General features: G+C 43.8%; 19 protein-coding genes. 6 read left to right on the forward strand and 13 right to left on the reverse strand.

The window, feature by feature from the left end:
* Positions 1-2: 2 nt before the first annotated feature.
* Genes O3Q51_02560 through O3Q51_02575 form a run of 4 tightly spaced genes read right to left on the reverse strand, consistent with a single transcriptional unit; the run spans position 3 to position 4,495 of the window.
* The gene (locus O3Q51_02560) at positions 3-464 is read right to left on the reverse strand and encodes a 6-phosphogluconate dehydrogenase (protein MCZ4407675.1); all 462 of its coding nucleotides are present in this window, start codon (positions 462-464) and stop codon (positions 3-5) included.
* A 58-nt stretch (positions 465-522) separates the two neighbouring features.
* A complete protein-coding gene (locus O3Q51_02565; GenBank protein MCZ4407676.1) occupies positions 523-1,263 on the reverse strand; it encodes a T9SS type A sorting domain-containing protein in 741 nt (246 codons plus the stop codon).
* 4 nt (positions 1,264-1,267) lie between these two features.
* Positions 1,268-2,677, reverse strand: a complete 1,410-nt coding sequence (locus tag O3Q51_02570) for a DUF1501 domain-containing protein (protein MCZ4407677.1) — start codon at positions 2,675-2,677, stop codon at positions 1,268-1,270.
* A 3-nt stretch (positions 2,678-2,680) separates the two neighbouring features.
* On the reverse strand, positions 2,681-4,495 hold the full coding sequence (locus O3Q51_02575) for a DUF1800 family protein (GenBank protein ID MCZ4407678.1): 1,815 nt from the start codon (positions 4,493-4,495) through the stop codon (positions 2,681-2,683).
* A gap of 208 nt (positions 4,496-4,703) precedes the next feature.
* Between O3Q51_02575 and O3Q51_02580 the strand changes: the two genes are divergently transcribed.
* Positions 4,704-5,765, forward strand: coding sequence for a glycosyltransferase (locus O3Q51_02580; protein ID MCZ4407679.1), 1,062 nt, complete (start codon positions 4,704-4,706; stop codon positions 5,763-5,765).
* On the opposite strand, the gene O3Q51_02585 is transcribed toward O3Q51_02580, so the two are convergent.
* A complete protein-coding gene (locus O3Q51_02585) occupies positions 5,762-6,538 on the reverse strand; it encodes a LytTR family DNA-binding domain-containing protein (GenBank protein ID MCZ4407680.1) in 777 nt (258 codons plus the stop codon). The genes O3Q51_02580 and O3Q51_02585 overlap by 4 nt on opposite strands.
* Complete coding sequence (locus O3Q51_02590) at positions 6,535-7,584, reverse strand: histidine kinase (protein MCZ4407681.1); 1,050 nt, start codon at positions 7,582-7,584, stop codon at positions 6,535-6,537. The genes O3Q51_02585 and O3Q51_02590 overlap by 4 nt, the downstream gene beginning before the upstream one ends.
* Positions 7,585-7,823: 239 nt before the next feature.
* On the opposite strand from O3Q51_02590, the gene O3Q51_02595 reads away from it, so the two are divergent.
* Entirely contained in the window at positions 7,824-10,223 is a 2,400-nt protein-coding gene (locus O3Q51_02595; protein ID MCZ4407682.1) for a carboxypeptidase-like regulatory domain-containing protein, read from the forward strand.
* Between the two features lie 65 nt (positions 10,224-10,288).
* Here the strand turns inward: O3Q51_02595 and O3Q51_02600 are convergent, their stop codons facing one another.
* The 4 genes from O3Q51_02600 to O3Q51_02615 all read right to left on the reverse strand — a co-directional run bounded on the left by O3Q51_02600 (position 10,289) and on the right by O3Q51_02615 (position 14,131).
* A complete protein-coding gene (locus O3Q51_02600; protein MCZ4407683.1) occupies positions 10,289-11,524 on the reverse strand; it encodes a divalent metal cation transporter in 1,236 nt (411 codons plus the stop codon).
* A complete protein-coding gene (locus O3Q51_02605; protein ID MCZ4407684.1) occupies positions 11,524-12,936 on the reverse strand; it encodes an SLC13 family permease in 1,413 nt (470 codons plus the stop codon). Before O3Q51_02605 ends, O3Q51_02600 begins: the two co-directional genes overlap by 1 nt.
* A gap of 87 nt (positions 12,937-13,023) precedes the next feature.
* Positions 13,024-13,554: a hypothetical protein gene (locus O3Q51_02610; GenBank protein ID MCZ4407685.1), complete on the reverse strand. Its 531-nt coding sequence runs from the start codon at positions 13,552-13,554 to the stop codon at positions 13,024-13,026.
* Positions 13,555-13,591: 37 nt separating this feature from the next.
* Positions 13,592-14,131 (reverse strand): YdeI/OmpD-associated family protein, encoded by a 540-nt coding sequence (locus O3Q51_02615; protein MCZ4407686.1) that lies wholly within the window; start codon positions 14,129-14,131, stop codon positions 13,592-13,594.
* A gap of 85 nt (positions 14,132-14,216) precedes the next feature.
* Between O3Q51_02615 and O3Q51_02620 the strand changes: the two genes are divergently transcribed.
* Positions 14,217-15,824 carry a M43 family zinc metalloprotease gene (locus tag O3Q51_02620; protein ID MCZ4407687.1) on the forward strand — a complete coding sequence of 536 codons (1,608 nt, stop codon included), beginning with the start codon at positions 14,217-14,219 and terminating at the stop codon, positions 15,822-15,824.
* Positions 15,825-15,897: 73 nt separating this feature from the next.
* Positions 15,898-17,346, forward strand: a complete 1,449-nt coding sequence (locus tag O3Q51_02625; GenBank protein ID MCZ4407688.1) for a sodium:solute symporter family protein — start codon at positions 15,898-15,900, stop codon at positions 17,344-17,346.
* A gap of 25 nt (positions 17,347-17,371) precedes the next feature.
* On the opposite strand, the gene O3Q51_02630 is transcribed toward O3Q51_02625, so the two are convergent.
* Together O3Q51_02630 and O3Q51_02635 are read right to left on the reverse strand one after the other, a co-directional pair.
* A complete protein-coding gene (locus tag O3Q51_02630; GenBank protein ID MCZ4407689.1) occupies positions 17,372-18,289 on the reverse strand; it encodes a DUF6252 family protein in 918 nt (305 codons plus the stop codon).
* Positions 18,290-18,418: 129 nt separating this feature from the next.
* Positions 18,419-19,312: a DUF6252 family protein gene (locus O3Q51_02635; GenBank protein ID MCZ4407690.1), complete on the reverse strand. Its 894-nt coding sequence runs from the start codon at positions 19,310-19,312 to the stop codon at positions 18,419-18,421.
* Between the two features lie 184 nt (positions 19,313-19,496).
* On the opposite strand from O3Q51_02635, the gene O3Q51_02640 reads away from it, so the two are divergent.
* Positions 19,497-20,501, forward strand: a complete 1,005-nt coding sequence (locus tag O3Q51_02640; protein ID MCZ4407691.1) for a ketoacyl-ACP synthase III — start codon at positions 19,497-19,499, stop codon at positions 20,499-20,501.
* Positions 20,502-20,585: 84 nt separating this feature from the next.
* Positions 20,586-21,527: an FkbM family methyltransferase gene (locus tag O3Q51_02645; GenBank protein ID MCZ4407692.1), complete on the forward strand. Its 942-nt coding sequence runs from the start codon at positions 20,586-20,588 to the stop codon at positions 21,525-21,527.
* Between the two features lie 411 nt (positions 21,528-21,938).
* Here the strand turns inward: O3Q51_02645 and O3Q51_02650 are convergent, their stop codons facing one another.
* Positions 21,939-23,783 carry a gliding motility-associated C-terminal domain-containing protein gene (locus tag O3Q51_02650; GenBank protein ID MCZ4407693.1) on the reverse strand — a complete coding sequence of 615 codons (1,845 nt, stop codon included), beginning with the start codon at positions 23,781-23,783 and terminating at the stop codon, positions 21,939-21,941.
* Positions 23,784-24,154: the final 371 nt, after the last annotated feature.

The raw sequence follows: 24,154 nt of genomic DNA on the forward strand, positions 1-24,154 counted from the left end.
CTTTATTGAGGAAACTCTCCTCCCGTTCTATTGGGTACAGCAGGTTTTTCGCTTCGTTCAATTTCAGTTACGAAATACTTTGTGTCACCCCTCCAAGGCAATACGACGTATTTCTCGTCGTAACGAAGTCTTACTCGTTCTCCGCTAAGTGCGACCGCCTCTAATTCCTGAATTAAATCAGTATTATCCTTTTCGATACTAAATTCAAATGTCTGTGAAAGTTGATTATCGCTTTTTACCGCTCCAAAACTGAGTAGGTCTAACTGTCCTTCGTACGTTTTGAAGATCGCTCCTTTATTGCTGACTTTTAGAACTACGCCAGCTCTTACGCCTGAGCTGTAAACTCCATAATAGAAGAATAGCATAACTGCAATAAAAAGGACAATGACGATTGCGAGTAGTCGACGTAGAAATTTTTTTGCACCGGATTTCGCGGAAGCGGTTTTTTCAGACATAGTGCTCATAGGGAAGTATTTCTGCCGAAATTAGCAATAGAAACACATTGAGCAAAGCGCCAGACCATCAATTGTTGATTTTCACAATCGGAGTTTGTTTGGAATTTCCGTTTTGAATAACCACTAAATAGTACACACCGCTTGGAATTCCTGATGTTGTCATTTGGAAATTCTGTATTCCACCCTCGGGTATATTACCCTGTTTTACTTGAACAGCCGAAGAATTATACAATTGGTAGTATATGGGGCCCTCACAAAAACTTCCCACATTCAGTGTGAAATTTGATTCGTGTGGATTAGGATAGACATCTACATAAAGGCACTCGTCTTGAGTCTCGTTTAAATCTTCCACCAAGTCTACCACATCTATGCGCATTTCGGCGATACCGTAGCAGTCACCTCCATAATTTGAGGCAGCAGTTAGTAGTACGTATCTGGCTGAATCTCCTGCAAAATTAAATAGTTCCTCGCCTTCGTACAGAGGATCTCCAGGGCCTTGCGATGCAGTAAACTCCCCGAGAGTTTCCCAGTTTTCAGCGTCAAGACTGTAATCGACAGTGAAGCTATTGAAGCCATCGGTCAATCGATCAGGTGCGTTTATATTCCAAAGCTTTCCTTGTCCCAACTTGTATTTGTGTCTGAAATCATACATGATCCAGTGACCCATGTCTCTTTCAGTATTAGGATTTTCGGACTCTTCACAAGAGTACCAAGCATCATTCCAAGATGTATTGTGTCGATCAGGATAGCATTGCGAATACAATTGCACAGACACCAAAAGAGCTAAAACCAGTGTGAGATTTTTCATTTTATTATGCGTTTGGGTCCATAAATCCGATGGGGTATCCACTTCCGGGCGAGTAGAAGTTTTCCAGATCGGGGAAAATTTCAAAAATATCTCCTTGACTTACACCATACCAAGCGGCCAATTCGGCAAAATATTCTGAAGCTGAAGTAGTTGGGATTAATACTCCTCTCGGGAGCATTAAATCGCTACCCAATTCAAGTGAAGGTGCCTCACCGAAAATTTGTCCGCCGTTTACTGCTCCTCCCATTACCATTGCATTTCCACCCCAAGCGTGGTCGGAACCATCACCATTTGAAGTGAGTGTGCGTCCGAAATCGGATATGGTAAATGTGGTCACATCATTGTCTACTCCAAGCTCTTCCAAGACACTCATGAATTCACCCAATGCAGAATCTAATATTGGTAATTGCTCTTGTTGAGATTCAAGAATTTCATCGTGGTGATCCCACCCACTGAGATTAATAAAGAAGGTCTGTCGACTAAACCCTAGCTCCTCACGAGCACCTATTACTTTTGCGATCATTTTTAGCTGATCTGAAAGCTTAGTATTTGAGAACTGCGTGTTAAATTCTCCAACAGAAGCCAGAGCTTCTTCCATCTCCAGACTGCCTTCCAGAGATTTCTTCATTGTATTGATGTAAGTCTTTTTGTAAATATCTGCATAGTCTCGTTCCAGCATATCATTAATTGCGGCGTCTCTTATAGTGTGGTAGTTGTTTTCAGTAGCGTATCCGTCCAGACCAAACTCGCCTGATGACTTTATAGAAAACTCATTTGTGTTATTTCCACTCTGAAAGAAATTGTTTCCGCTCAATGATACATTCATTGATAAGTTTTTGTTTGCATTTTGAGATTGAATCAAATCGGCCATTCTTCCTGCCCAACCATGTACGGTTCTATCTCCCGGCCTACCTGTTTGCCAGTGCTTAATTTGATCTGAGTGTGAAAAAAGCCCAAGAGGGGTTAATGCTGAATTTGATTCGTATTGTGCCTTAGTAATGGGCTCAATCAAGGTTCCCACATTTGACAACCAGGCTAGTTTTCCCGAGTTGAAAAGACTTTGTGTTTGCGGCATTTCAGGATGCACTCCGAAAAGTTTCCCGCTTACTGCGGTATGGTTCAGTGGTAGGATTTGACTTTGTGGAATGGCTAGATTCGACCTAGTGGTTAAATACTCATTGTATTCAATTCCACCGCGAGGGATCAGCATATTGTGCGAGTCTGCTCCACCCGCCAGTAATATGCACACCATTGCTTTGTAGTCACCAAATTCTTCTTTTTTGTCAAGTGTTGCCGCTGCGATCGCTTTCATATTGACCAAAGAAGAAAACAGGGTTGTGCTTGCCAATGCAGCACATCCTGTATTTCTCAAGAATGTCCGTCTGCTCTGAATATTTTTGTTCTTAGGGCTCATAGGTTATTTCTGAATTGCAAAATCGGGACTGATTAATGTTAAATAAAATGCGAGTTCTACCCTGTTTTGAAGATATTCAGTTCCAAAATTCATTTCTTCTAACGCTCCTATTATAGTGCTGCGGGTTTCGGCAGTCATATCGCCATGACAAAGGCGCATATCCATCTCGTTTACCAATACCTCGGGATTTTTGGCAAGATCTTTCAAGTCATCTTGTTTCAGTGGTACGAAATACTCCAAGTCGAATATTGAGAAGATGCTTTGCTGCTGTCGCGCCCATATGTCTGCCTGATTGGCAAAACCAAGAGATGTTACCGAGTTGTGTATTTCGAACTCAGGCGCATACAAATCTTGATCGTAAATATCGCCGTTTGGTTGATGGTCAGGTAAATAGAAGTTAAATACCGATGGAGATGATAAGGGCAACTGGTAGGTTTCATTTTCAAAAGTAAAACCGGATGTCCAATACTTTGAAACATTCTCTCGATCTACAAATTCTCGCGCCATTTGAATGTATCTTCCTACCGGCGATTTAAGCTTGCCATTCGTTGGCTCCTCTTTCCATAAGCAATCTCTGGCTTCTTCATGTAACAATATTTCTTTTACAACTGCAGCAAGATCTCCGCGAACTCCATCTCCATTGTTATTGAAAGTTTGAGCCACATCCAATACATATGATGGGCTGGGGTTAGATTTCACCAATTGTTGAATCAGTCTCCTGGCTATGAATGGAGCTACATTGGGATGATTGAATAAATAGTCCAATGCCATATCAATATCTTCTTCACCCGTTTGGCCTTCGGGAATTTCTTTGTCTCCCAAAATAATTTTTTGCCCCTCTTCGTGGTACTCGTCGTACATGACTAATGGTACGGTGTAGTCGAGAATATTGGCCGTAGAGTTAAAATTTAACTCTCTCCCATCTTCTACTCCCTCGTCTGTAATTGCTCCGGCACCCAAGCCTGTCATCACTTTTGCCATGTTCCTTATATCTTCTGCATCGTAGGTAGGTATGGGGAGGTCTTCGGAGTTTAGCTTCAGCGCGCCATTTTGCTCAAGTTCGAACAAACCGATTGAAAACAATTGCATGATTTCTCTGGCGTAATTTTCATCGGGATAAACATTATTCTCCAAATCTGTAACCCTATTTCGGAAATGACTTAGGTAAATTCCCATAGCCGGATGATAGGTCACATCTTCTATGAGTTCGCGATAGTTTCCGAATGCATTAGACATGAGCATATTATAGTAGGATGCCACCCCGTCACCATCATTTCTGATATCTGAGTCTGTAGAAATGACAAATATTTCGCTTAGAGCGAAAGCAACTCTTTGCCTGAGCACATCCTGTCTGGAAAGCGCAGCTTGCCACCATGCAAACTGAAAGTGGACTTCATTATAAGCGTATTCTGCTGAAGTGCCATTTATATCTTCGTTGCGTTGTCTTGCGGCCAAGTATGTTTGACGTGTTAAGGAAAGAAAATTGGTCTGTGGTAGTTCCATTTGCTCATCAATCCACCCCTCGAAATCGAGGGTAGCAGATAGACTCTCTATATCAACTTTTCGACCGCCGAGAGCAGCTTGATAAAGAAATCTTGTAGCCTCGGCTTTTCTTCCATCCAAACCCTCGCCATTGATGGTTTTTAACGGTACCGAATTATCAACCCAATCGGGGTCAGAATAACTACTGCTTGAACTGATGATGATATCTTGTGAATGTCCACCACCCACGTAATCGTTATAGACTTCAAGTTGAGCATAGCTCAAGCTGACACAAAAAATGCCTAGGAAGGCAGAAGAAAGTTTGATTAAAGACATAAGGGAGTTTAAAGTGGTAGATTGACATACGAGAAATCTCTGTTAGAGTTTCACAGATTTTCTCTTTATTCTTGCTTGAAAACTGACTTGGCAGATAGAATAAATGTTCCAAGCGGTCTCCAGGATAGATATTCAGATAAAATGATGTAATCTTGGAGAGCAGATCGGTTTTGGTTAAAAACAACTGCGTGCCAATATAGAATTTATTGTGAAAGTATGCTTGATTAATACAAACCGAAAGTGGGGTGGAGGCGAAAAATGGCATTCACAAACAGCGCTTAAACTGGCCAAAAAAGGATACGAGGTTACTATGATTGCCTATCCGAATTCATCTCTAGCTCAAGCTTTGCGGAATTCTGTAGAAGTATTGGAATTTAAAATAGGGAAGCTTTCTTTTCTTAATCCTCAGATTTTTAAACGATTAAGAAAACTTTTCAACACTCAGCAATTTGATGCTATTATCATGAATTTGCCGAGTGATGTGAAGGTGTTTGCAAAACCCGCATCTAAATCCGGAATAAAGAAAATCATCTACCGTAGAGGGATGAATCATCCTATAAAGGCCTCTTGGCTAAATAGGTATATCTACAAGACCTTTATCACCGATATTATTGCTAATTCTGAAGATGTAAAGCGTAGCGTTTTCAGATTCATTCCCGAATTGGAAAAGAAAATCACGGTTCTCCCAAACGGAATAGACATCTCCAAAGCCATGGAGAAAAGTCCTCCTCGTAGCGAAAAACTATTAATTGGAAATCTTGGTAGATTAGTTGAACAAAAAGGTCAGTCAGATCTTATTGAGCTGGGTGCTCTGCTTCAGTCTGAAGGTACGGATTTCCATATTCACATCGGTGGAGAAGGACCGTTGCGGTCTGATTTAGAAAATGAGATCGAACGATTAGGACTTCAAAACCACATCACACTTTTAGGAGAAGTGAAACCGCCTGATTTTTTTCCGCTTATCGACTATTTCGTTTTCCCATCTCGATTCGAAGGACTGTCCAATGCCATGCTAGAGTCTTTGCAATATGGAAAACCCATTATTTGCTACGATATCGCTTCCAATTCAGAAATCGTGGAAAACGATGTTAATGGGTATTTAGTCAAACCATATGAGGTCGAAAACATAAAAACCCTTTTGCTCGAATTAAGGGCAAGTCCTGAGAAGTACGCGTCGATCCAAAATAAAGGGTGGGAAATCTTGCAGGAAAAGTTTGACGAGAAAAAGCTTTTTGCACAACTTGAGCAGCTGATTCAGTCAAAACCCTAGAGGACTTGCCCGTCCATCCAAATTTTGAACTTGGCGGCTTTTTCACGACTCACGATAACTTCATCATCCGCCTCAGGGCTCAGCTCAACTTTGAGCTTTCCCTTAAAATAGCGGTGGATCAAACCAATGGATTCTTCTGAGGCTAAGAACTGCCTGTTCAATCGAAAGAACTTATTTGGGTTGAGTTGTTTTTCGAGCTCGTCCAATGGTTGGTCGATGACATAACGTTTACCCGAGCTTTGAATCATTTCTGTTGCGCCATCTTTATAGCAAAAGTATGCTACAGCTTCAGTTTTAACAGGGATGAGTCTATCGCCTAGCCGCACAAGAAAACGGTTGCGAAATCGGCTTTCACCGCTTTCCAGAACTTCCAGGAGTTTCTCTACTTGCTTTCCTGAATCGGCATTTTCTTGTAACCTGAAGCGCTTGAATTTTTCAAGGCTGCGCTTTAATTCCTCTTCTTGAATGGGCTTGAGCAAATAGTCTATTCCATTGGTTTGAAAAGCATTCAGCATATACTCGTCAAAGGCTGTGGTGAAAATGATGGGACAGTGTACTTCGACCTGTTTGTAAATCTCAAAACTCAACCCATCAGAGAGCTGAATGTCGCTGAAGATCAGATCAGGAGTAGAATGGTTGTTGAGCCATTTCACTGAATCTGAAATGGAGTCTATAACGTCTGCGATTTCAAAATCCAAATCTTGATTCCGCAATAAGTTGTCGAGTCTTCTGTAAGCCGGCGCTTCATCTTCTATGATCAAGATTCGAATCATAGTTTCACTTCTTCATAGATTCCTTCGTCATCCAAAACGAGCTCCACCAGAGGTAGCGCTACCATAAAATGACTTTGTGTTTTTATGATATCCACTTCTCTATTCGTTAAAAGCGCGTATCTCGATTGAATATTTTCCAATCCCGTATGAGTTGATTTTCCATCGGCAGGTTTGTGCTGCAGATTATTCTTCACAATCAGAGATTTGCCTTGTTCCGAATAGATTTTGATGTGAAGCGGTTGATTTTTTGAAACCACATTATGCTTGACTGCATTTTCGATCAGCATTTGTATGGTAAGCGGTGCCACATATCTATCTTGATCCACTATGTCCAAGTTAATTTCAATTTCCAAGCCTTCTTCAAAGCGCATTTTGAGAAGGTATATGAATGCCTTTGAGAATTTGATTTCCGTACTCAATCGCACTAGCTCCTTGTCTTTGAACTGTAATATGTATCGATAGACTTCTGAAAGTTTTTCAGTGAATTTGGCCGCTTGATCCTGATTCTCGTGAATCAAAGTAACCAAGGTATTCAAACTGTTAAAAAGGAAGTGAGGAGAGATTTGGTTTTTTAATACACTCAATTCAGATCGGAGTTGCTGGTTCCGAAGCTGCTCCATTTCAATGGTTTGCTTTTTCCATTTAGAGAAGAAATAGCCCGCTTCGTACAAAGTACCCACAATAGCGGTCAGCATCAAATTCTTTAGAAGATTCGATGCCATTTCACTACCCCAATATTCCTGAGATTCCTCTGCTGAATTAAAAAGGTAGCATAGCGCGTAGTCAGCAAGAATATTGTAAGTACAGACAGCCAAAATAGTGGTTAGAATCCGCTTGTGAGTAGCATCAAGTGAAGGCCATCTTTTCCTAAAAAATTTGATAATAAAGTAGTCTCCATTCCACATTACAGCAGTAAATACAGTAGCCTGTAGGAAGCTTTCAAATGGAAGAGGCCATCCGTTATGTAGCCAGGCAGCAATTACCCCAACTATTGGTATACCGATGATCCGAGGCCAAGGCTCTTTTATGAGGAATGAAATTTTCATCGAGTTCAAATTACGACTTTCCATTTCAAAAGAGAATAATGTGGTGGGCTGAGACGGAACTTTTTGCCCCTGAAACGGCAAAACATGGACTTAAAATGGAAGGTAAGTCATTTGGCCAATTGTTTTCATTTCAGCTGAATTATTTCGGGTTTCATATTACTCGTTTTCCGCTTACCGAAAAATTCCTTCTGAGGGCACTATGTCCGAAATAGATTTGGCCTCAAACAAATATTCTCGGTATGAAAACGCTTTTACAAATTACCTTATTTCTTATTTCCGCGACGATATTCGCTCAAACGGAAACTCAAACACAAATAGTACGAGGAACCATTAATGATATGGATTCTCAAACACCTTTACCCGGTGTAAACATCATCTTGATTGATTCTGATCCCTTTTTGGGAGGCGTCACCGATATGAATGGAAACTTTCGGATAGAAGGTGTCCCGGTTGGTCGGCAAAACTTTCTGGTCCAATACATTGGTTACAAATCTCAAACGATTCCTAACGTGCTTGTAACCGCAGGAAAGCAAGTGGTTCTGAATATCCAATTGGAAGAATCAGTTGAAGCATTAAACGAAGTCGTTATTACGGCTGATTCGGATAAAGATCTACCCAACAATGAGATGGCAAAAGTCAGTGCCAGAACATTCAGCTTAGAGGAAGTGACAAGATTCAGTGGAGGTAGAAATGATGTCGCAAGGCTTGCCACAAACTTTGCAGGAGTTAGCGGTGCCAATGATTCTAGAAATGACCTCGTTGTTCGCGGAAACTCTCCAACCGGACTTTTATGGCGAGTTGAGGGATTGCCCATCGGAACCACTAATCATTTTTCTACTCTGGGTACAACAGGTGGTCCGGTTAGTGCTTTGAACACGAACCTTTTGAGAACGAGTGATTTCATTACAGGAGCCTTCCCAGCCGAGTATGGGAATGCCAATGCCGCTGTATTTGATGTGAAGTTCAGAAATGGAAATTCTGAGGAATTGGAATTCACTGGTCAAGTATCCGCATTTAGCGGGGCTGAGGCAATGGTAGAAGGACCGCTAAATTTTAATAAAGGAGCTTCCTTCCTTGTTTCATACCGATACGGCATAGCCAGTGTGGCAGCGACGGGAACATCTGCCGTGCCTTTTTATCAAGACCTCTCGTTTAAGTTCAATTTTGGAGAAACCAGACTTGGAAGATTTGAGCTATTCGGTATGGGCGGAATTAGTAGCATCGACTTTTTGGGTGATGAAATTGAAGAGGATGATCTTTTTGCAGATCCCAATGAGGATGCCTTTGTAGAAAACCAATTGGGACTGGTAGGAATCAATCACACACTGTTATTTCAAAACAAGTCATACTTGAAAACAACGGTTGGTGCTACACTAATGTCTAGTTCTTTTAATCAAGATAACTACACTACCGATGATCGAAACGTAAAGTATAGAGCTACTGAGGTTGATGATATTGAAACACGGTACACCATATCTTCTCAGTACAATAGAAAGTTCAACGCACGCTTTAACATAAGAGCCGGTGGTATAATGGAACTTTACAACCTCAACAGCACGGTTTTGGATAGAGACCGCCGACCTGAAATCCCTGACGATAATGGTGACGGAATTCCAGACTTCTTCATTCCACTAAGAGACGTGGACAACTCTTCACCACTAACTCAGCTTTACGCCCAAGGCGAGTATAAGTTTTCAGACAAGTTGAGTTGGACATTTGGATTGCACGGACAGTTTCTTGAGTTGACGGGAGACGCTATGGTGGGTCCCAGAACGGCCCTGAGTTACCAACTCAATCCAAAGCATAGATTCTCGGTAGCTTATGGATTGCATGGCCAAATGGTTCCACTTCCTATACTGGCATTTGAAGAAAACCTTGGGGATGGTGTTTTCGAGACCACCAATGACGAGCTTGAATTTACCAAAAGTCACCATGTGGTGGTAGGTTATGATTTCAAACCAAGTCCAAGCTGGAGATTCAAGGCTGAGGCATACCTCCAAAGTATTTTCGATGCACCGGTTGAGTCGGTTTCTTCCAGTTATTCTGTATTGAACGAAGGTGCTGACTTCGCTTTTGACCCAAGAGGTTCTTTGGTAAACGAAGGAACGGGAATGAATGTGGGGGTGGAATTTACAGCCGAAAAATTCTTTAGCAATGGATACTACGGATTGGCAACCATCTCTCTCTTTGATTCTCAGTATGAAGGTAGCGATGGGGTTGAAAGAAGTACCGCCTTCAATAATCAGTACGTCGCTAATGCTCTCTTTGGTAAGGAATGGCCTATTGGAAAAGAAAAGAGAAATGTCCTCACCTTCGATACTAAAGTGACTTTTTCAGGAGGTCGTCCTTACACACCTATCGATCTTGAAGCCACCAGAGAGAATGACGGTCGAGAAGTATTGTTTGAAGAACTGGCGTTCAGCGAAACATATTCTGATTACTTCCGCTGGGACGTAAAATTCGGATTTCGATTGAACGGAAAAAAGAGCAAAGTGAGCCACCAGTTTTTCGTAGATCTTCAAAATGTGACGAATCGAGAAAACATCTTCGTGAAACGATACAATCCTGTAACGGATGAAATCAACGATGTAAACCAAATCGGCTTCTTTCCTGATGTAATGTATAGGATACAGTTTTAGGTTAGCTGCTGTTTTCATAGCGAGAATCACCGCCAAAGGAGAAATCCTGCGGCGGTGTTTCTTTTTTAGCCGAAGGCGAAGAACAGAACCGTGAGCGCCACGAGTGAAAAAATTGATGCAATTTCCCAAATCGTGGAGATTTGAGACGGCCGATCCTTTTCGGGAACTTCATGACCCCTTACCGTTTTGAAATTCATCCAAGCAATTACCGGTGCGGAACAAAACGAAATAACAGTTGCGATATCGACCATCGTGGTCATCGAAGCTGAGAGGATCGAAAGCAAAGTAAAAGAACCGACTGCCAGAATAATCAGGAAAGTAGGATAAGCCCACTTCTTATCATTGCTAAAGGCAATTTTTCTGCATTCTGCCAGAGAGCGCGGAATGGCATCCATGCAAGTGAGCGTTGTGCTCGCCATAGTTGCAACGGCGGCTAGTCCTACAATGTAGAAGGCCCATTGGCCCAATTGGGTCGTGTACATTCCGATGAGCATATTGGCAAAAGCCACACCCGAAGACGGGATTTCTTGATGGCTTCCGTAAAGAATTAAAGCTCCCATTCCCAAAAAAAGAACACCCATGATCATGGTGCCCCAATAGCCAAAATTGAAGTCACGTAAAGATTCTGCTTTGGTCAAATTTCCTCCCAACTCAGCTTTTTTCTCCAGTGCCCAAAGCGAGTGCCACACGGAAAGATCCAGCGGTGCGGGCATCCAGCCCATCAGCTTCACCAGCATGGCCAGGAATAGCCCGTCGAAAACAGGGCCCAACGCTTCGAGCTTGTGAGGCGACGGATCAAAAAGCGCAGAGCCAAATGCCACCAGCGTACAAATGGTCAATAAGAAGATGATGAGCTTGATGAATCGGTCCAGCCATTTGTATTGACCGATCAAGAGAATGACGACGGCGATTGTTAAAATTCCTCCTGCCACTATTTGTGAAGAGGCTTCAATGCCAAAGAAGAAAGCGGAGACTCCACTCGTCACTGCAACGATCGCGGCTATAATGGCAAACATGGTTCCGATAGTGAAGAGAAGAAACAGCGCTACGTAGACCTTGCCACGGTTGAAATAGCCTTGGATCAAACTCGTATTGGTTGACAATGCGTATGCGGGACCTGCTTTAAAAAAAGGATACTTTGCCAAGTGAATGAAGATGATGGCAATGACTGGCCACCAGCCATAGGAGGCGCCCGCCCGGGTAGATTGTACCAAGTGCGATACACCGATTGCCGCTCCTGCATAAAGCAAGCCAGGACCCAAACTGCCCAGAACAGCTGAGATTTTACTTTTCGATCCCATCAAAATATCAATGGAACGATGAAATAGGCATAGGCTGAAATAATCATGGCTGCCAAAATATTTAACAAGAATCCCGCGCGCATCATTTCCTGCATAGTAATGCAATTACTGGAAAAAACGATGGCATTGGGAGGTGTAGCAATGGGTAGCATAAAGGCACAACTGGCTGCTATGGTGAGAGGTATAGCCAGTTCCATCGGGTCTCCTCCAAGCGGAATAGCTACGGCAAAAGCGATGGGTACCAATATGGAAACCAAAGCTACATTGCTCATTCCCTCGGTAAAAAAGATCGCAGCGAGTACGATGATGGCAATAACGAGGAACCATGGAATAGCTCCTGAGTCTGAAAGTACACTGCCCAATAACTCCACTAGCCCGCTGCTCGCGAGACCTGAAGCCATGGATAGTCCGCCGCCGAATAGCAACAGTATATCCCAAGGAAGCGATCGGGTATCGTCCCAAATTAGCAGAGGCCCTCGCTCTCCGCTAGGGATAATGAATAGGCTCACTGCTGAGGCTACTGCTATGATCGGATCGCTGAGAAAATCCATTCCGGGTAGCTTTGACAGTGGTGTTCTGAAAATCCAAAGTAAGGCAGTAGCCAAAAATACCAATTGCACCCGTTTTTCGCCCGACCCCTGAGGCCCAAGCTTTTCAATTTTTTGATCCAAAAGCTCCCGCATACCCACCAGTCTGTTGCTCTGAACCCGAAATAGAATCCGTGTATTGATAAAGTGGGCAAGGAAAAACAGTAGAATCGTTATCGGCAGCGCCATGATGAGCCAGTTGGTAAAACCAATCTCAATGCCCAAGGTTTCGCCTGCCAAGGCGGCTAAAACGAGATTGGGCGGGGTTCCGATCAGGGTAGCTATTCCGCCGATATTTGCTGCATAGGCCAATCCCAAAAGCAAGCAGAGCGTGAATTGATTACAGGCCTTTTCCGATGGGAATTGATCTTGTAGAAGCTGCGTAATGGACAAGCCAATGGGCAGCATCATCATGGTAGAAGCTGTATTGCTGATCCACATTGACATAACAGCCGTGGCCAGCATGCTTCCAAAAATGATCATTCTCGGCTGATTCCCACTTTTCTTAAGTATGACCAGAGCAAATCTTTGGTGGAGGTTCCAACGTTCAATGGCCAAGCCCAGAACAAACCCGCCGAAAAAGAGGTAGATGATCGGGTTCGCATAATTTGACGTAACCGACTTTAAGCTTTCAACGCCCAAAGCGGGAAATAGAACCATTGGCAGTATAGCCGTGGCTCCGATGGGTATCACTTGGGTGATCCACCAAGTGATCATCCACCCTGCAACCCCGATTACTTTGGTTTGCGAATAGTCTAGCGGAACCAAAAAGACCAGCAGTAAAAAAACGATAGGTCCTAAGGCTAGTTTGTAAATCCGCTTCAAGTTGAGTCTTGGTTTATTTTAATCTATCGTTGAGAAAATTTGCACAAGGCTGATCTGTGCATAAATATAAACGAAAGATATAGTCATTCAAATCAGGGCTTGCTCAGTACCCTCGGCTTCCTGTATAGGCGGAAAGTTCAAGTCCACTATGAAATGTCGAAGACGATACATTTCATCTTTGGAGAGCTTTTGCCCTCCTTGAGCCACCAGAAATAGCACAACTCCGAGCACCACCGAACCCAGCGCCATCCAGAGACCCCACATATCTTTATCTAAGCTGTATTGAGATGAAGCAATCATAAAACCGACCAATGCGCCGAATCCCGTCAAAGCATAAAAGAACATAAACATGGTCCAAACGACAGGCGCAGGCGCGAGCAAACAGCGAATGACGGTATGATCGTCATCGTCATCTTTTCGAATGGAGATATCCATTTGTGGAGACCAAAAATGCCTTTTCGATGCATGTATACTCAGGATGATGTGGCCTTTTATATGGCTTGAGCCAAAGCCTTCGGGGTTATTTGATTTCAATTTGGAATCAATAAGAGCCTCTGTCTCCTCACAAGATAGGGATGTTTCTATCCTGAATCGTGGTCTGAAAGTAAGATCTGACATGTGGTTGATGGTTGGCTTGAAGTTAGTCAATTCCAACTTAAGATGGAAAGTCGCGGGCTATTCGATTTGCTTCTTTCATCTCTTGACCCAGCTCCTTGAACTCAATTTTTCCTTTGTTCTTCTTCAAGTGTTCGGCATAGACCAATGCTCTGCGAATCTTGATTTCCGAAGACTTAACCGAGGAAACGGCGTGAATAATATTTCTCATCCTCCCTGGGGTGAGTTTGTGAAAAAGGGTGTCGGCATGTTCATCTTGGTCCAGCACTTCTCGCAGTTCTATGGGCATTTCCATCCCATATTCGCTCCGGTCTTTTTCGAGCACCACAGAGATTTCCTCTCCGTCTCTTATTCCCAATTCATTCTTCCTTTTGTTGTTGAGTAAGATATACCACGAGCCGTTTCCATCGGGCAGTAGTGCACAATGGAATGGCCTGATTCCCTCGATACTGCAGATGATTCGCCTATCCTTACCTTCAATCAATTGGTCAGCAACTGAATTTTCAACAGGTAGAATATTCGACCAAAGATCACTATGTATCGAGGTAAGCTTGCTTACTATTTTGAACGAATCTTTCATGACTCTGTTGACATATTCGCGTTTTTACAATATCATCAATACCTTGCGCCAACCTTTTAAATCCACTTCTGTAAAACTAAATAATATGAAAAAATTGTACGCGGCATTGTTCGTTGCTTTATTAACTTTTTCGGCCAATGCGCAAGAAGCTATAAAATGCTATTCCACGGAACATGAGCTAGAGCTGCAACAACAATATTCTGATCGAGCCAATCTTGAGCAATTTGAAGAATGGATATCAGAGGAATTGAAAAACGATCAAATGAAATCGGAGAGGGGAGTCGTTGTGCTGCCTATTGTTTTTCACGTTTTACATTCGGGAACTGCAGTAGGAAGCGGTTTGAATCTATCCTCAAGTTTTATCAACGCACAACTACAGCAGTTAAACGATGATTTCAGACGAGTTCCCGGTACGGCTGGATTCAATACCAATCCTGTAGGGGCAGACTTAGAAATTGAATTTTGTATGGCGGTAGTCGATCCTGATGGCAATGTTTTGGCTGAGCCCGGTATAGATCGCATCAATGCTCCTGCCAATGGATTGCAAAACCCAGGCTACACAACAGGCTACATGGACAATACCGTTAAGCCCGCAACGATATGGGATCCTGAACAGTACGTAAATGTTTGGATAACGCCCATTAATTTATTCTTCTTTAATGTGCTTGGGTATGCCCAATTTCCCAGTGCTTCGGGACTTGCGGGTCTCAATGCCAATGAAGGAGCAGCATCGACCGATGGTGTTGTCGTTTCCACTGAGACTGTTGGTTCCATCTCTTTTCCCAATCCCTCAGGAGGAGCAGTTGGTGGTGGACGAACACTGACTCACGAACTAGGACATTTCTTTGGCCTGCGCCATATTTGGGGTGATGGTGGTTGCAGTGTAGATGATTTCTGCTTGGATACGCCCGAATCTAATGGCTCCAATGCGGGTTGCCAAATCGGTTCGAGCTCTTGCGGTTCGATTGATATGGTCGAAAACTACATGGACTACAGCGATGACGCTTGCATGAATATTTTCACTCAAGATCAAAAAGCGCGTGTTGATGCCGTATTGTTAAACAGCCCACGCAGGGTTCAACTTCTCTCAAGCAATGCCTGCTCAGGTGATGTAGCCGATTGTCAAGCGCCTTACCCCGAAGTTTCAAATTTGTCAAGCAACACTGTTGCAAACGGTATTCAACTTTCTTGGACCCCCATTGAGGGATCAATTGGCTGTCAGATCAGAGCAGGATTGAGTTCTGTCGGATTTCAAACTACTGTAACTGTTTTTGAATCCAATGCATCCGGGTTTTTTGTGCCTGCTACTGCCATCCAATCAGGTGCTGAGTATCAGTGGCAAGTGCGATGCGGCTGTTCGGCCAATCCTTTGGTAGTGGGCCCTTGGTCGTCTACTGATTTCTTCAGCTTTGGCTCGTCCGTTTCAGGTGACGTATTCTCGGGTGCTGTTTCTGATCAAGAAATAGTTTTGTATCCCAATCCAGCTACAGATGTTTTGACTGTTTCCTCCATCAATGCGGATATGTTGCACGTATTTGATGTGAATGGAAGAATCATTCATTCTCAATCAATCAATTCGGAGGAGAAAGGATCGATCAAACTGGACGTTTCTTTGTGGTCAAATGGATTCTATTTGTTGTCCGTTTCGAGTAAGAATGGATCAGTGATTCGAAGGACTTTCGTTGTGAATTAATTCAATTTTATTATACTATGATTGGCTCAAGGCTTTATATAAGCTTTGAGCCTTTCGCATTTAAATACATTGCATGAACTGGATAGATCTCTCTATTTTCTTTGTCTACATGATAGCCATGCTGGGCGTTGGGTACTACTTCCTGAAATCAAATAAGGGATCAGAAGACTATTACCTCGCAGGCAGAAATATGGGTCCTTGGCATATCGGGATGTCCGTGGTGGCTACCGATGTTGGAGGTGGATTCTCTATCGGTCTCGGAGGGCTGGGATTTACCATGGGCATCAGCGGTAGTTGGATGCTATTCACAGGATTAATCGGTGCTTGGCTCGCTGCTGCCTTTCTCATCCCAAAGGTTTTTGAGTTGGGCAGAAGGGTTAACCTCTTCACATTTCCGCAGGTTTTTGGCGAGATCTATGGAAAACGGGTTGCCCTGCTAGCCGCCATTATATCTGCCATAGGCTACTTGGGTTTTACTTCCTCACAAATGTTGGCAGGGGCCAAATTGGCATCTGCCACTTTCCCTTCCGTTAGCCTTGATCAGGCACTTTTGATTATGGGAATAGTCGCCGTAGTCTACACGGTCATGGGAGGCTTGAAGGCGGTCATTTATACTGATACCATTCAGTGGATTATACTCTTAGCCGGTCTCATATTCATTGGGCTTCCTCTGGGTTTTATTTCCATAGGTGGAATGGAAGGGTTGCACGCCGAGACGGATCAAGCGCTCCTCAGTTTGACCAATCTTTCTTGGCAAAATATGGTCAACTGGTCCATCACGATCATACCCATTTGGTTTATCGGTATGACGCTCTACCAAAGAATATATGCTTCTCGAGATGTGAAGCAGGCTAAGAAGGCTTGGTACATCGCCGGGCTTTTTGAATGGCCTATCATGGCTTTTATGGGAGTGCTTCTCGGGCTTTTTGCCAAAGTAGCAGCCGAGCAAGGTATGTTTGCAGAGATCGGTTATGCGTCAGCTGCGGGAATGGATGCCGAAATAGGCCTACCTCTCTTATTGCGGACCATCCTCCCTGTGGGCCTTATGGGGCTTATGATGTCTGCCTATTTCAGTGCGATTCTCTCTACCGCCGATAGCTGCTTGATGGCGTGCTCTGGAAATATTGTGTCAGATATAATGATGCGATTCGGTGTCTTTCGGGCAAAAGATGATTTGCGATTGAGTCAATGGGCCACCCTGGTGATCGGTGGTGTGGCTTTGTTGATAGCACTTTATATGGAGAGTGTTCTCGAACTCATGCTGCATTCTTATGCCTTTATGGTTTCCGGGCTTTTTATTCCTGTATTGTTCGGGCTTTATTCTCGACGTCCTTCCGAAACCGCCGCACTATTTTCCATGATCATTGGCGGAAGCCTCACTTTGGCACTCACCATTCTCACTATTGAATTGCCGTTTGGATTGGATCCCATCACCTTCGGCTTGCTTGCGGCTCTGTTAGCTTATTTGCTAGTTCCCAAAAAGACAAAAAAACCCACCAGGCGGATGCAAAGTGGGTTGTAGAAAGTTGATTTTCGGTGACGTTTTACTACTCGATGTAGTTCATTTCGAAGGTTCCATTTGTAACCTGAATAGAATCGGGACCGCCTGATGTGAGTAGGCCTTTGAAGGCAAAATTTCCAGAGATATTATTGTTGATCGTATCGTGTGCAGTAATTTCCATTGAACCCGAATCAGCAACAAAAAACTCGGTAACACTTTGTACGAAGAGTCCCGTGACTGAAGAAGTTCCGTCGAGTGCATATGTCCCGGGCTCGATGTCCTGAGCCATGGTAAGGCTAATCGAAGGGACACTTAAGGGTGGCGTGACTCCTGTAAGTGTAATGACGGATGCTGCTGCATCCCCCGTCGCCATGTTAAAATCATAGTTGCTGCTTCCAACCATAAAACTGATCGTTCCTATTCCCGGATTTTCAATATCGGGACCATCATCCCCCATATTGTAAGAGATATTTCTAAACTGTCCATCGGTCAGTTCGAAGAAGTCAGAATTATTAATCGGGTTAAAATACTTCACGAAGAAATCACCCGTGATGGTTTTGTTTAAAGAGTCACTATTGGTGATGTTAAAAACACCGCCACCGTTTCCGTTAGCTTGGAAGGTATAAAGTGTCAGTCCGTTTTCACCAACTGACTCAACCCTGTTCAACGATCCAAGAGGAGATTGTTGAGTAATGGAATAGGATCCCGAATCAGCTGCGGCTATGGTAATAAATAAGGTGTCTGAGCCTCTTACGGCCTTTATGCGAAAGCCTTCAGCATCAAGTTCTGCCGTAACCGTGTTCGTTGACCAAGCTGAGGTTTCACCGGTTGCCGGATCAACAAGTTGCCCGCTGAGCTTGAAACTAGGCGCAGGCGCCGCAGGGGGATCTTCACTGTTGTTGCAAGATGCTGAAAACAAAAGGACAAAGATCAGAGCCGTCGCTTGTAGCAGGGTATGCTTCATAGTAATGTTGCTTGTTTAATTCGCGTGGTAAATGTAATTAATCGCACAGAACCTGTTGCCGATGACCTAGGCGAAAACAAAAAAACCGCTTGATCCTTTCAAGCGGTTTTTTAAAAAATAGGTTAATGACTAGTACTCAATATCAAATACGCCATTGGTGATAGTAACTGTACCTGATCCTAGAAGTTCTGAACCTGTAAGGTTGAAGGTACCTTCTAATTGATCGGCATCCGTATCATTTGAAGAAACCGTCATAGTTCCCGAGTCTGAAAAGAATACCTGTGAACCTGAAGAGTACGTCACTGAAACATCACTGAATATGCTCGACAAGTCGTAATCACCCGGAGCAATATCTTCAGGGAATGACATCGTCAAAGATGTAGTAGGACTGCTCAAAGAAGAAGCTGTAAGCTGAACCATTCCTGAATTGTTTGAACTGAAAATTTGATCAAGAACTACATTGGTGCCATCCGCTGTGAAAGAAATAGAACCAGCGCCTCCTAGATCAGGAGTCTCAATAGTGTAAGGCAAGTCGATAACTACTCCGTCTTGCAACACAACCAAATCCAAAGAACCATCCAAGTTGTAGAATACAGCATTGAAAGATCCACTGATCATTTGGTTGTCTACATCGTTTGCAGTAATTACGAAACTCAAGGTTCCCGTGCTATCAGTGATTCCAAACTCATCGCTGTTAGAAGCTACATAGTAATTGTCATCTCTCAATACGCTCAAAGTATCCACTACGAAAGCACCAACTTGATTTCCTGAAATTTTAAAGAAAACTTCGTCTGAACCATTTGTTGCAGTCACTTCAAATGTTCCGTCCAAATTCAATTGAGCAGAAGCCGAAGTAGCAACCCAATCAGAGTTGGTATTGTTAATCGGATCATTTTCAGTTGCGGTAAATGTGTATGGAAGTGGAGTCGGAGTAGAATTCCCGTCATCATCATCATCGTTACAAGAAGCTGCAATCAACAAAATTGAAGCTAAAAACGTTGCTCTAAGCAAGATCTGTTTCATAAGTATCTGAATTTATTTTTTTTTTTTGCCCGGCAAATGTAAGAAAAATAGGAAATTGAGTACATGGTAAAATGTTAAGACCTTATAAATCTTCTATTTGCTGTAGAGAGTTCTTCCCGAAATGCAGATTTGTTCAATAGTTTCGACTTGTCTAATTACCTTTAGGTCACCATCTATCTCGAAAATGAACAGAACAATTATAAAAGGAGTAGGGAGCTTTCTTCCCGAAAACGTGATCCGAAACTCAGATTTGGAAAAACTCATGGATACCAATGATGAGTGGATTCAAGAGCGCACCGGTATCAAAGAACGACGTTGGGTAGACGACGTGAAGGAGACTACCAGCACCATGGGCGTTAAAGCCGCTAGGAAAGCCATGGATATGGCAGGCATAGGTCCTGAAGACATTGACTTCGTCATATTCGCCACTTTATCTCCTGATTATTATTTCCCGGGCAGCGGTGTACTGGTCCAACGAGACTTGGGGCTTAAAAATGTTGGTGCCATGGATTTGCGGAATCAATGCTCAGGCTTTATTTACGGCTTGTCTGTAGCCGATCAGTTTATCAAAACGGGAATGTATAAGAACATTCTCCTGATCGGCAGTGAGCTGCACAGCGGGGCTTTGGAAAAAACCACCAATGGTAGAGCGGTCTCCGTCATTTTTGGAGATGGTGCCGGTGCCGTCATCCTCTCAGCTGCCGAAGGAGATGAGAAAGGAATTCTTTCTACCTGCATGCACTCCGAAGGTCAGTATGCGGAGGAGCTTATGATACAAGGTCCTACCACCTCTCATTGGGTTGATGAAATCCTAGCTGCTGATGACCCCAATGAGGCTTCTTGGCGTCCGCATATGAACGGAAATTTTGTTTTCAAACACGCCATTACACGGATGCCCGAAGCCATTGAAGAAGTTTTAGAGAAAGCGGGAAAGACTTCCGACGATATTGACCTACTGATTCCGCATCAAGCCAATTTACGCATCAGCGCGATGGTGCAGCGGCATTTCAAAATGCCTGATTCAAAAGTCTTCAACAATATTCAAACGGTGGGAAACACCACGGCAGGCTCCATTCCCATAGCCATGGCGCAAGCGCTGGAAGAGGGTAAACTCAAGCGAGGCGATATGCTCTGTTTGGCCGCCTTTGGCTCGGGATTTACGTGGGGTGCTGCCTTACTCGAATTCTAGTTTTTATCGGTTGTTGAAAAACAGTAATATCCTTTTGAGGTAGCCTCAATGTGGAAGGGTAAATTTGATCTTGATTCTAGTAGGATGAAGATCAAAAAACAAGACAATGGTGCCGCTCTGCTGAGCAACGACGCAATCGTTGAGAAAATGGATGCCACCGAACTCTTGGCGTTCTCAGATCAACTCAAAGAATTCGTTCTCGACAATGCCGAATCTTTTACTGAGCCTCCACTCAAAGAAGTTTCTTTTCGCAATAGATCTTTTCACGTGGAAGTCACCGATAAGCTTTGGTTTTGGGAAGAACTCGAATCGGGCAAGTGGGAGTCAGATACCTTTGACGTTTTCGATCGCTTTCTCGATAAGGATACCGTCTTTCTGGATATCGGTGGCTGGATTGGCAGCACATTTCTCTATGCTTCACAGTTGGTCAAAAAGTCCATTGTGTTTGAGCCCGATGAAGTGGCTTTTAAAGAATTGTCTTCCAATCTTTCTCAGAACGAGTCAGCCCCTTGGTATTCTCATACCGAAGTTATTCAAGCAGCGATTGCACCCGAGAGTGGTTCGGTAAGTATTGGTTTTCGCCACGAAAGCGGAGACTCCATGTCCAGCGTCCTTCTCGGAAATGCTGAAGGAAGCACCAAGGTGCAATCGGTAAATCTCAGCGACTTTATTTCTGAACGTGGATTGACTGATGAGAAACTCTTTGTAAAAATGGATGTAGAGGGTTTTGAATACGAAATCCTACCCGCTTTGGGATATACAATTCAATCTTTGCCAAATGCCAATTTTCTTATCAGCCTCCATCCTCAATTTCTTCTTGAAAAGCTCAGCGCAGAAATTCCTTCAGGAAAACTCAAAACATCGCTAATTCGAAAAGCTTTTTTTGCCAAGCACCAAGCCCTGCTAAAAGCGTTCAAAGGCTACAAGTGCTCCTTTATCAATGGCAAACCTTTTAACCCGAGAAAAGAATTGACCAAGGCATTGATCACGGGGCAGTTTTCGAGGGATTTGGTTTTTACGAGGTGAATTTGGAATTTTCAATTACGAATTACGAATTACGAATTACGAATTCTGCTTAGTCTCCACCTCGACTCCGCTTTTTGTCCGCGCTCAGCGCCATAGCGGTATGAAGCTCTGCTTGTCCGTTTTCTCTGAATACTCTGCACTAGATTAATAAGAATGTTTTTGTGCAGCCGATTTTTACACTGAGCACACAGAGAATAAATGAATAGCAAAGTCCGAAAACATGAGGGCACAGAGGAACGCAAGCGTTCGGATGAGATGTAGAGCGATTACAGAAGACAAGTGTTCGGTTTCTCAAATCATCGCTTCAGCGATGCTCAGCGACCTCACGGTATTAGGCTTTGCTTGTCCCTTATCTCTGAGTACTCAGCGCTACCCTCGCCTTACCATTTTTAATTGAACATTCTTAATTCTTTACTTAGTAAGGGTAAACTCAAACACCATCTTCTCCACCTGTCCTGCCAGCCCTTCGGAGATGAAGACTACCGAGTACTGCCCCGCTGCGACGTCGCTCGAGGGTTTCCAGAGTTCTACTTTTTGGAAGGGCGCACCGTCTGAACCTGACGCCACTTCATTTCCCCAACGGTTGTAGATCACCCAGCGGCAAGAGGCCACGCCCTGCACTTGGGCAATCAGCGCATCATTGCGGCCATCAGAATTCGGGGTGATGATATTGGGCATTAAGACTTGGATACCCGGCTCTACCCTAAGGGTAAAAGTGGCCGTATCGGCGCAGGACTCTTCCAGGCGGTAGGCGATAAGCGATACCTCAAAACTCCCCGAATCGGGAAAGGTGTAGGACATGTCTTCACTGGTGGAGATGGGCACACCGTCTATCAGCCATTGGTAGCCGGTGGCATTGGTAGAAGTATTGGCAAAGCCCACGAAGAGCGGCGAGAAACCCGTGGTGGGAAAAGGATCAAAAGAAGCTTCTTGCAGCGGGTCGAGGGGTACGGTTACTGTCGTATCCCACCGACAGCCCGCCGCAGAGTTGATGCGGTACTTATAGGTACCCGGAGACAAACCCGCCGAAGCATTGTTGCTTTGTACTGCCCCATCCAGCCGATAGGTAAAAGGCGATCTGCCCGCAGGGCTATTGGCTTGGATCAGCCCAGTAGGGTCGGGACAAGAAGAAGGATTGACATTGAGACTGGCAGGTCTGGGAATAGCATTCACCTCTACAAAGATGGGAATGGTCTGGCTGCAGCCTTCCTCGCCTTCGTTCCACATGGTTACGGTGTACCATTGGCTGCTATCGGCAAAGCAAAGGGGATTGGAGAGGGTGGAGTCGCTTATGCCTGTAGAGGTGCTCCAAGAATGGGTGTCGTATTCTGTGGTGGTAGTGAGTTGGATGGTGTCGCCACGGCAGAAGTCATAAGCACGCTGCAATGAACCCAAGTCAGGTAAGTCGGTGCAATCGGGAGTGTAGGTGAGGAAAAAGGCAGGGTGGGGGTTGAATCTGCCGAAGTTAATTGGGTAGCTTAGAGCGCTCAAATATAAATCTTGTTGAACGTCAGACACAAGATAACCATTAATTACAGCTATACCATCTGACTCATCCACCGTATTGTTCGGAACATCGTCGTCCAATCCGAATAGTTCTCCATTTTCGTAGTAGAAATGCCCTCTAACTCCGCCATCATTAAAACCAGACATTGGGTTAGTGGCATCCGATCCTCCAATATTACCGAGAAATTCAGAATTGATGCCAACGATTGATCGGTCACTTTCATCTGCTCCAACTCGATCAGAATAAAGAGAAAACCCAAAATCTTTATCGTTATCGAAAAGCGGTGTTGCAAAGCTGTACTCTTGTGGAGCATACTGAGTTCGGTCGGCCGTGTAAACTCTCAAACACATTGGCTGATCGACAGTTGGGCTTTCATAAAGAAAAACACACATCACACTCCACCATCCAGTATTCACGGGTATGGTGTCATCAAACCCATCTAAAAAAACAGAAATGCTATTGTCCGTTATTTCAACGAGATCAGTGATATCGATTCCATTAACAGCAAACAGTTCGACGAACGGGCCGTCAGGTTGTTCATCACCTATTTGACTAGACATATTGAGAGGCACGGAAACCCCGTTGAGAATAATTTCATTATCCATTGGTCTGCCGTAGCGATATGTCAGCGCAATGGCTTTTCTCAATATGTAATCTTCTTCCCACTTTATCTGAAATGTTCCGTTTGTCGCCCCAAGAGTGCCCGTTCGTCCAGCAGCTGTTACTCCGCCTGTAAAGCATTCTTCCAAGAATAGATTTTGTGCTGAAGCAAAGTACGGAAGCAAGACGCACCAAATCGCCAACAAGAAAAAATTATGGTATGGTTTTCGTCTTTCATGCATCGTATTCAAATATAGTGAAAAGTAACCTATTAACGACTTTCCAATTTAGCAACGGTCAGAATGGTGTGAACAGCTTAAATGAAATCTCTCTCGGAACTGAAGCAGAATTCAAGTACTCGAAGACTAAGTGATTTACCCGAATTTATGAACACTTAAGGAATAAAATGATGGGAGACACTATGACTTTTAGCACTTTGCTAGAAGTGTATACAATTGCGTTCTATTTCTGAACGCTTGTAATCAGAATTATAAGGATAATTCTTACCTTACGGTTCTGA

The sequence above is a fragment of the Cryomorphaceae bacterium 1068 genome, from assembly GCA_027214385.1.
Lineage (GTDB): Bacteria > Bacteroidota > Bacteroidia > Flavobacteriales_D > Cryomorphaceae > JAKVAV01.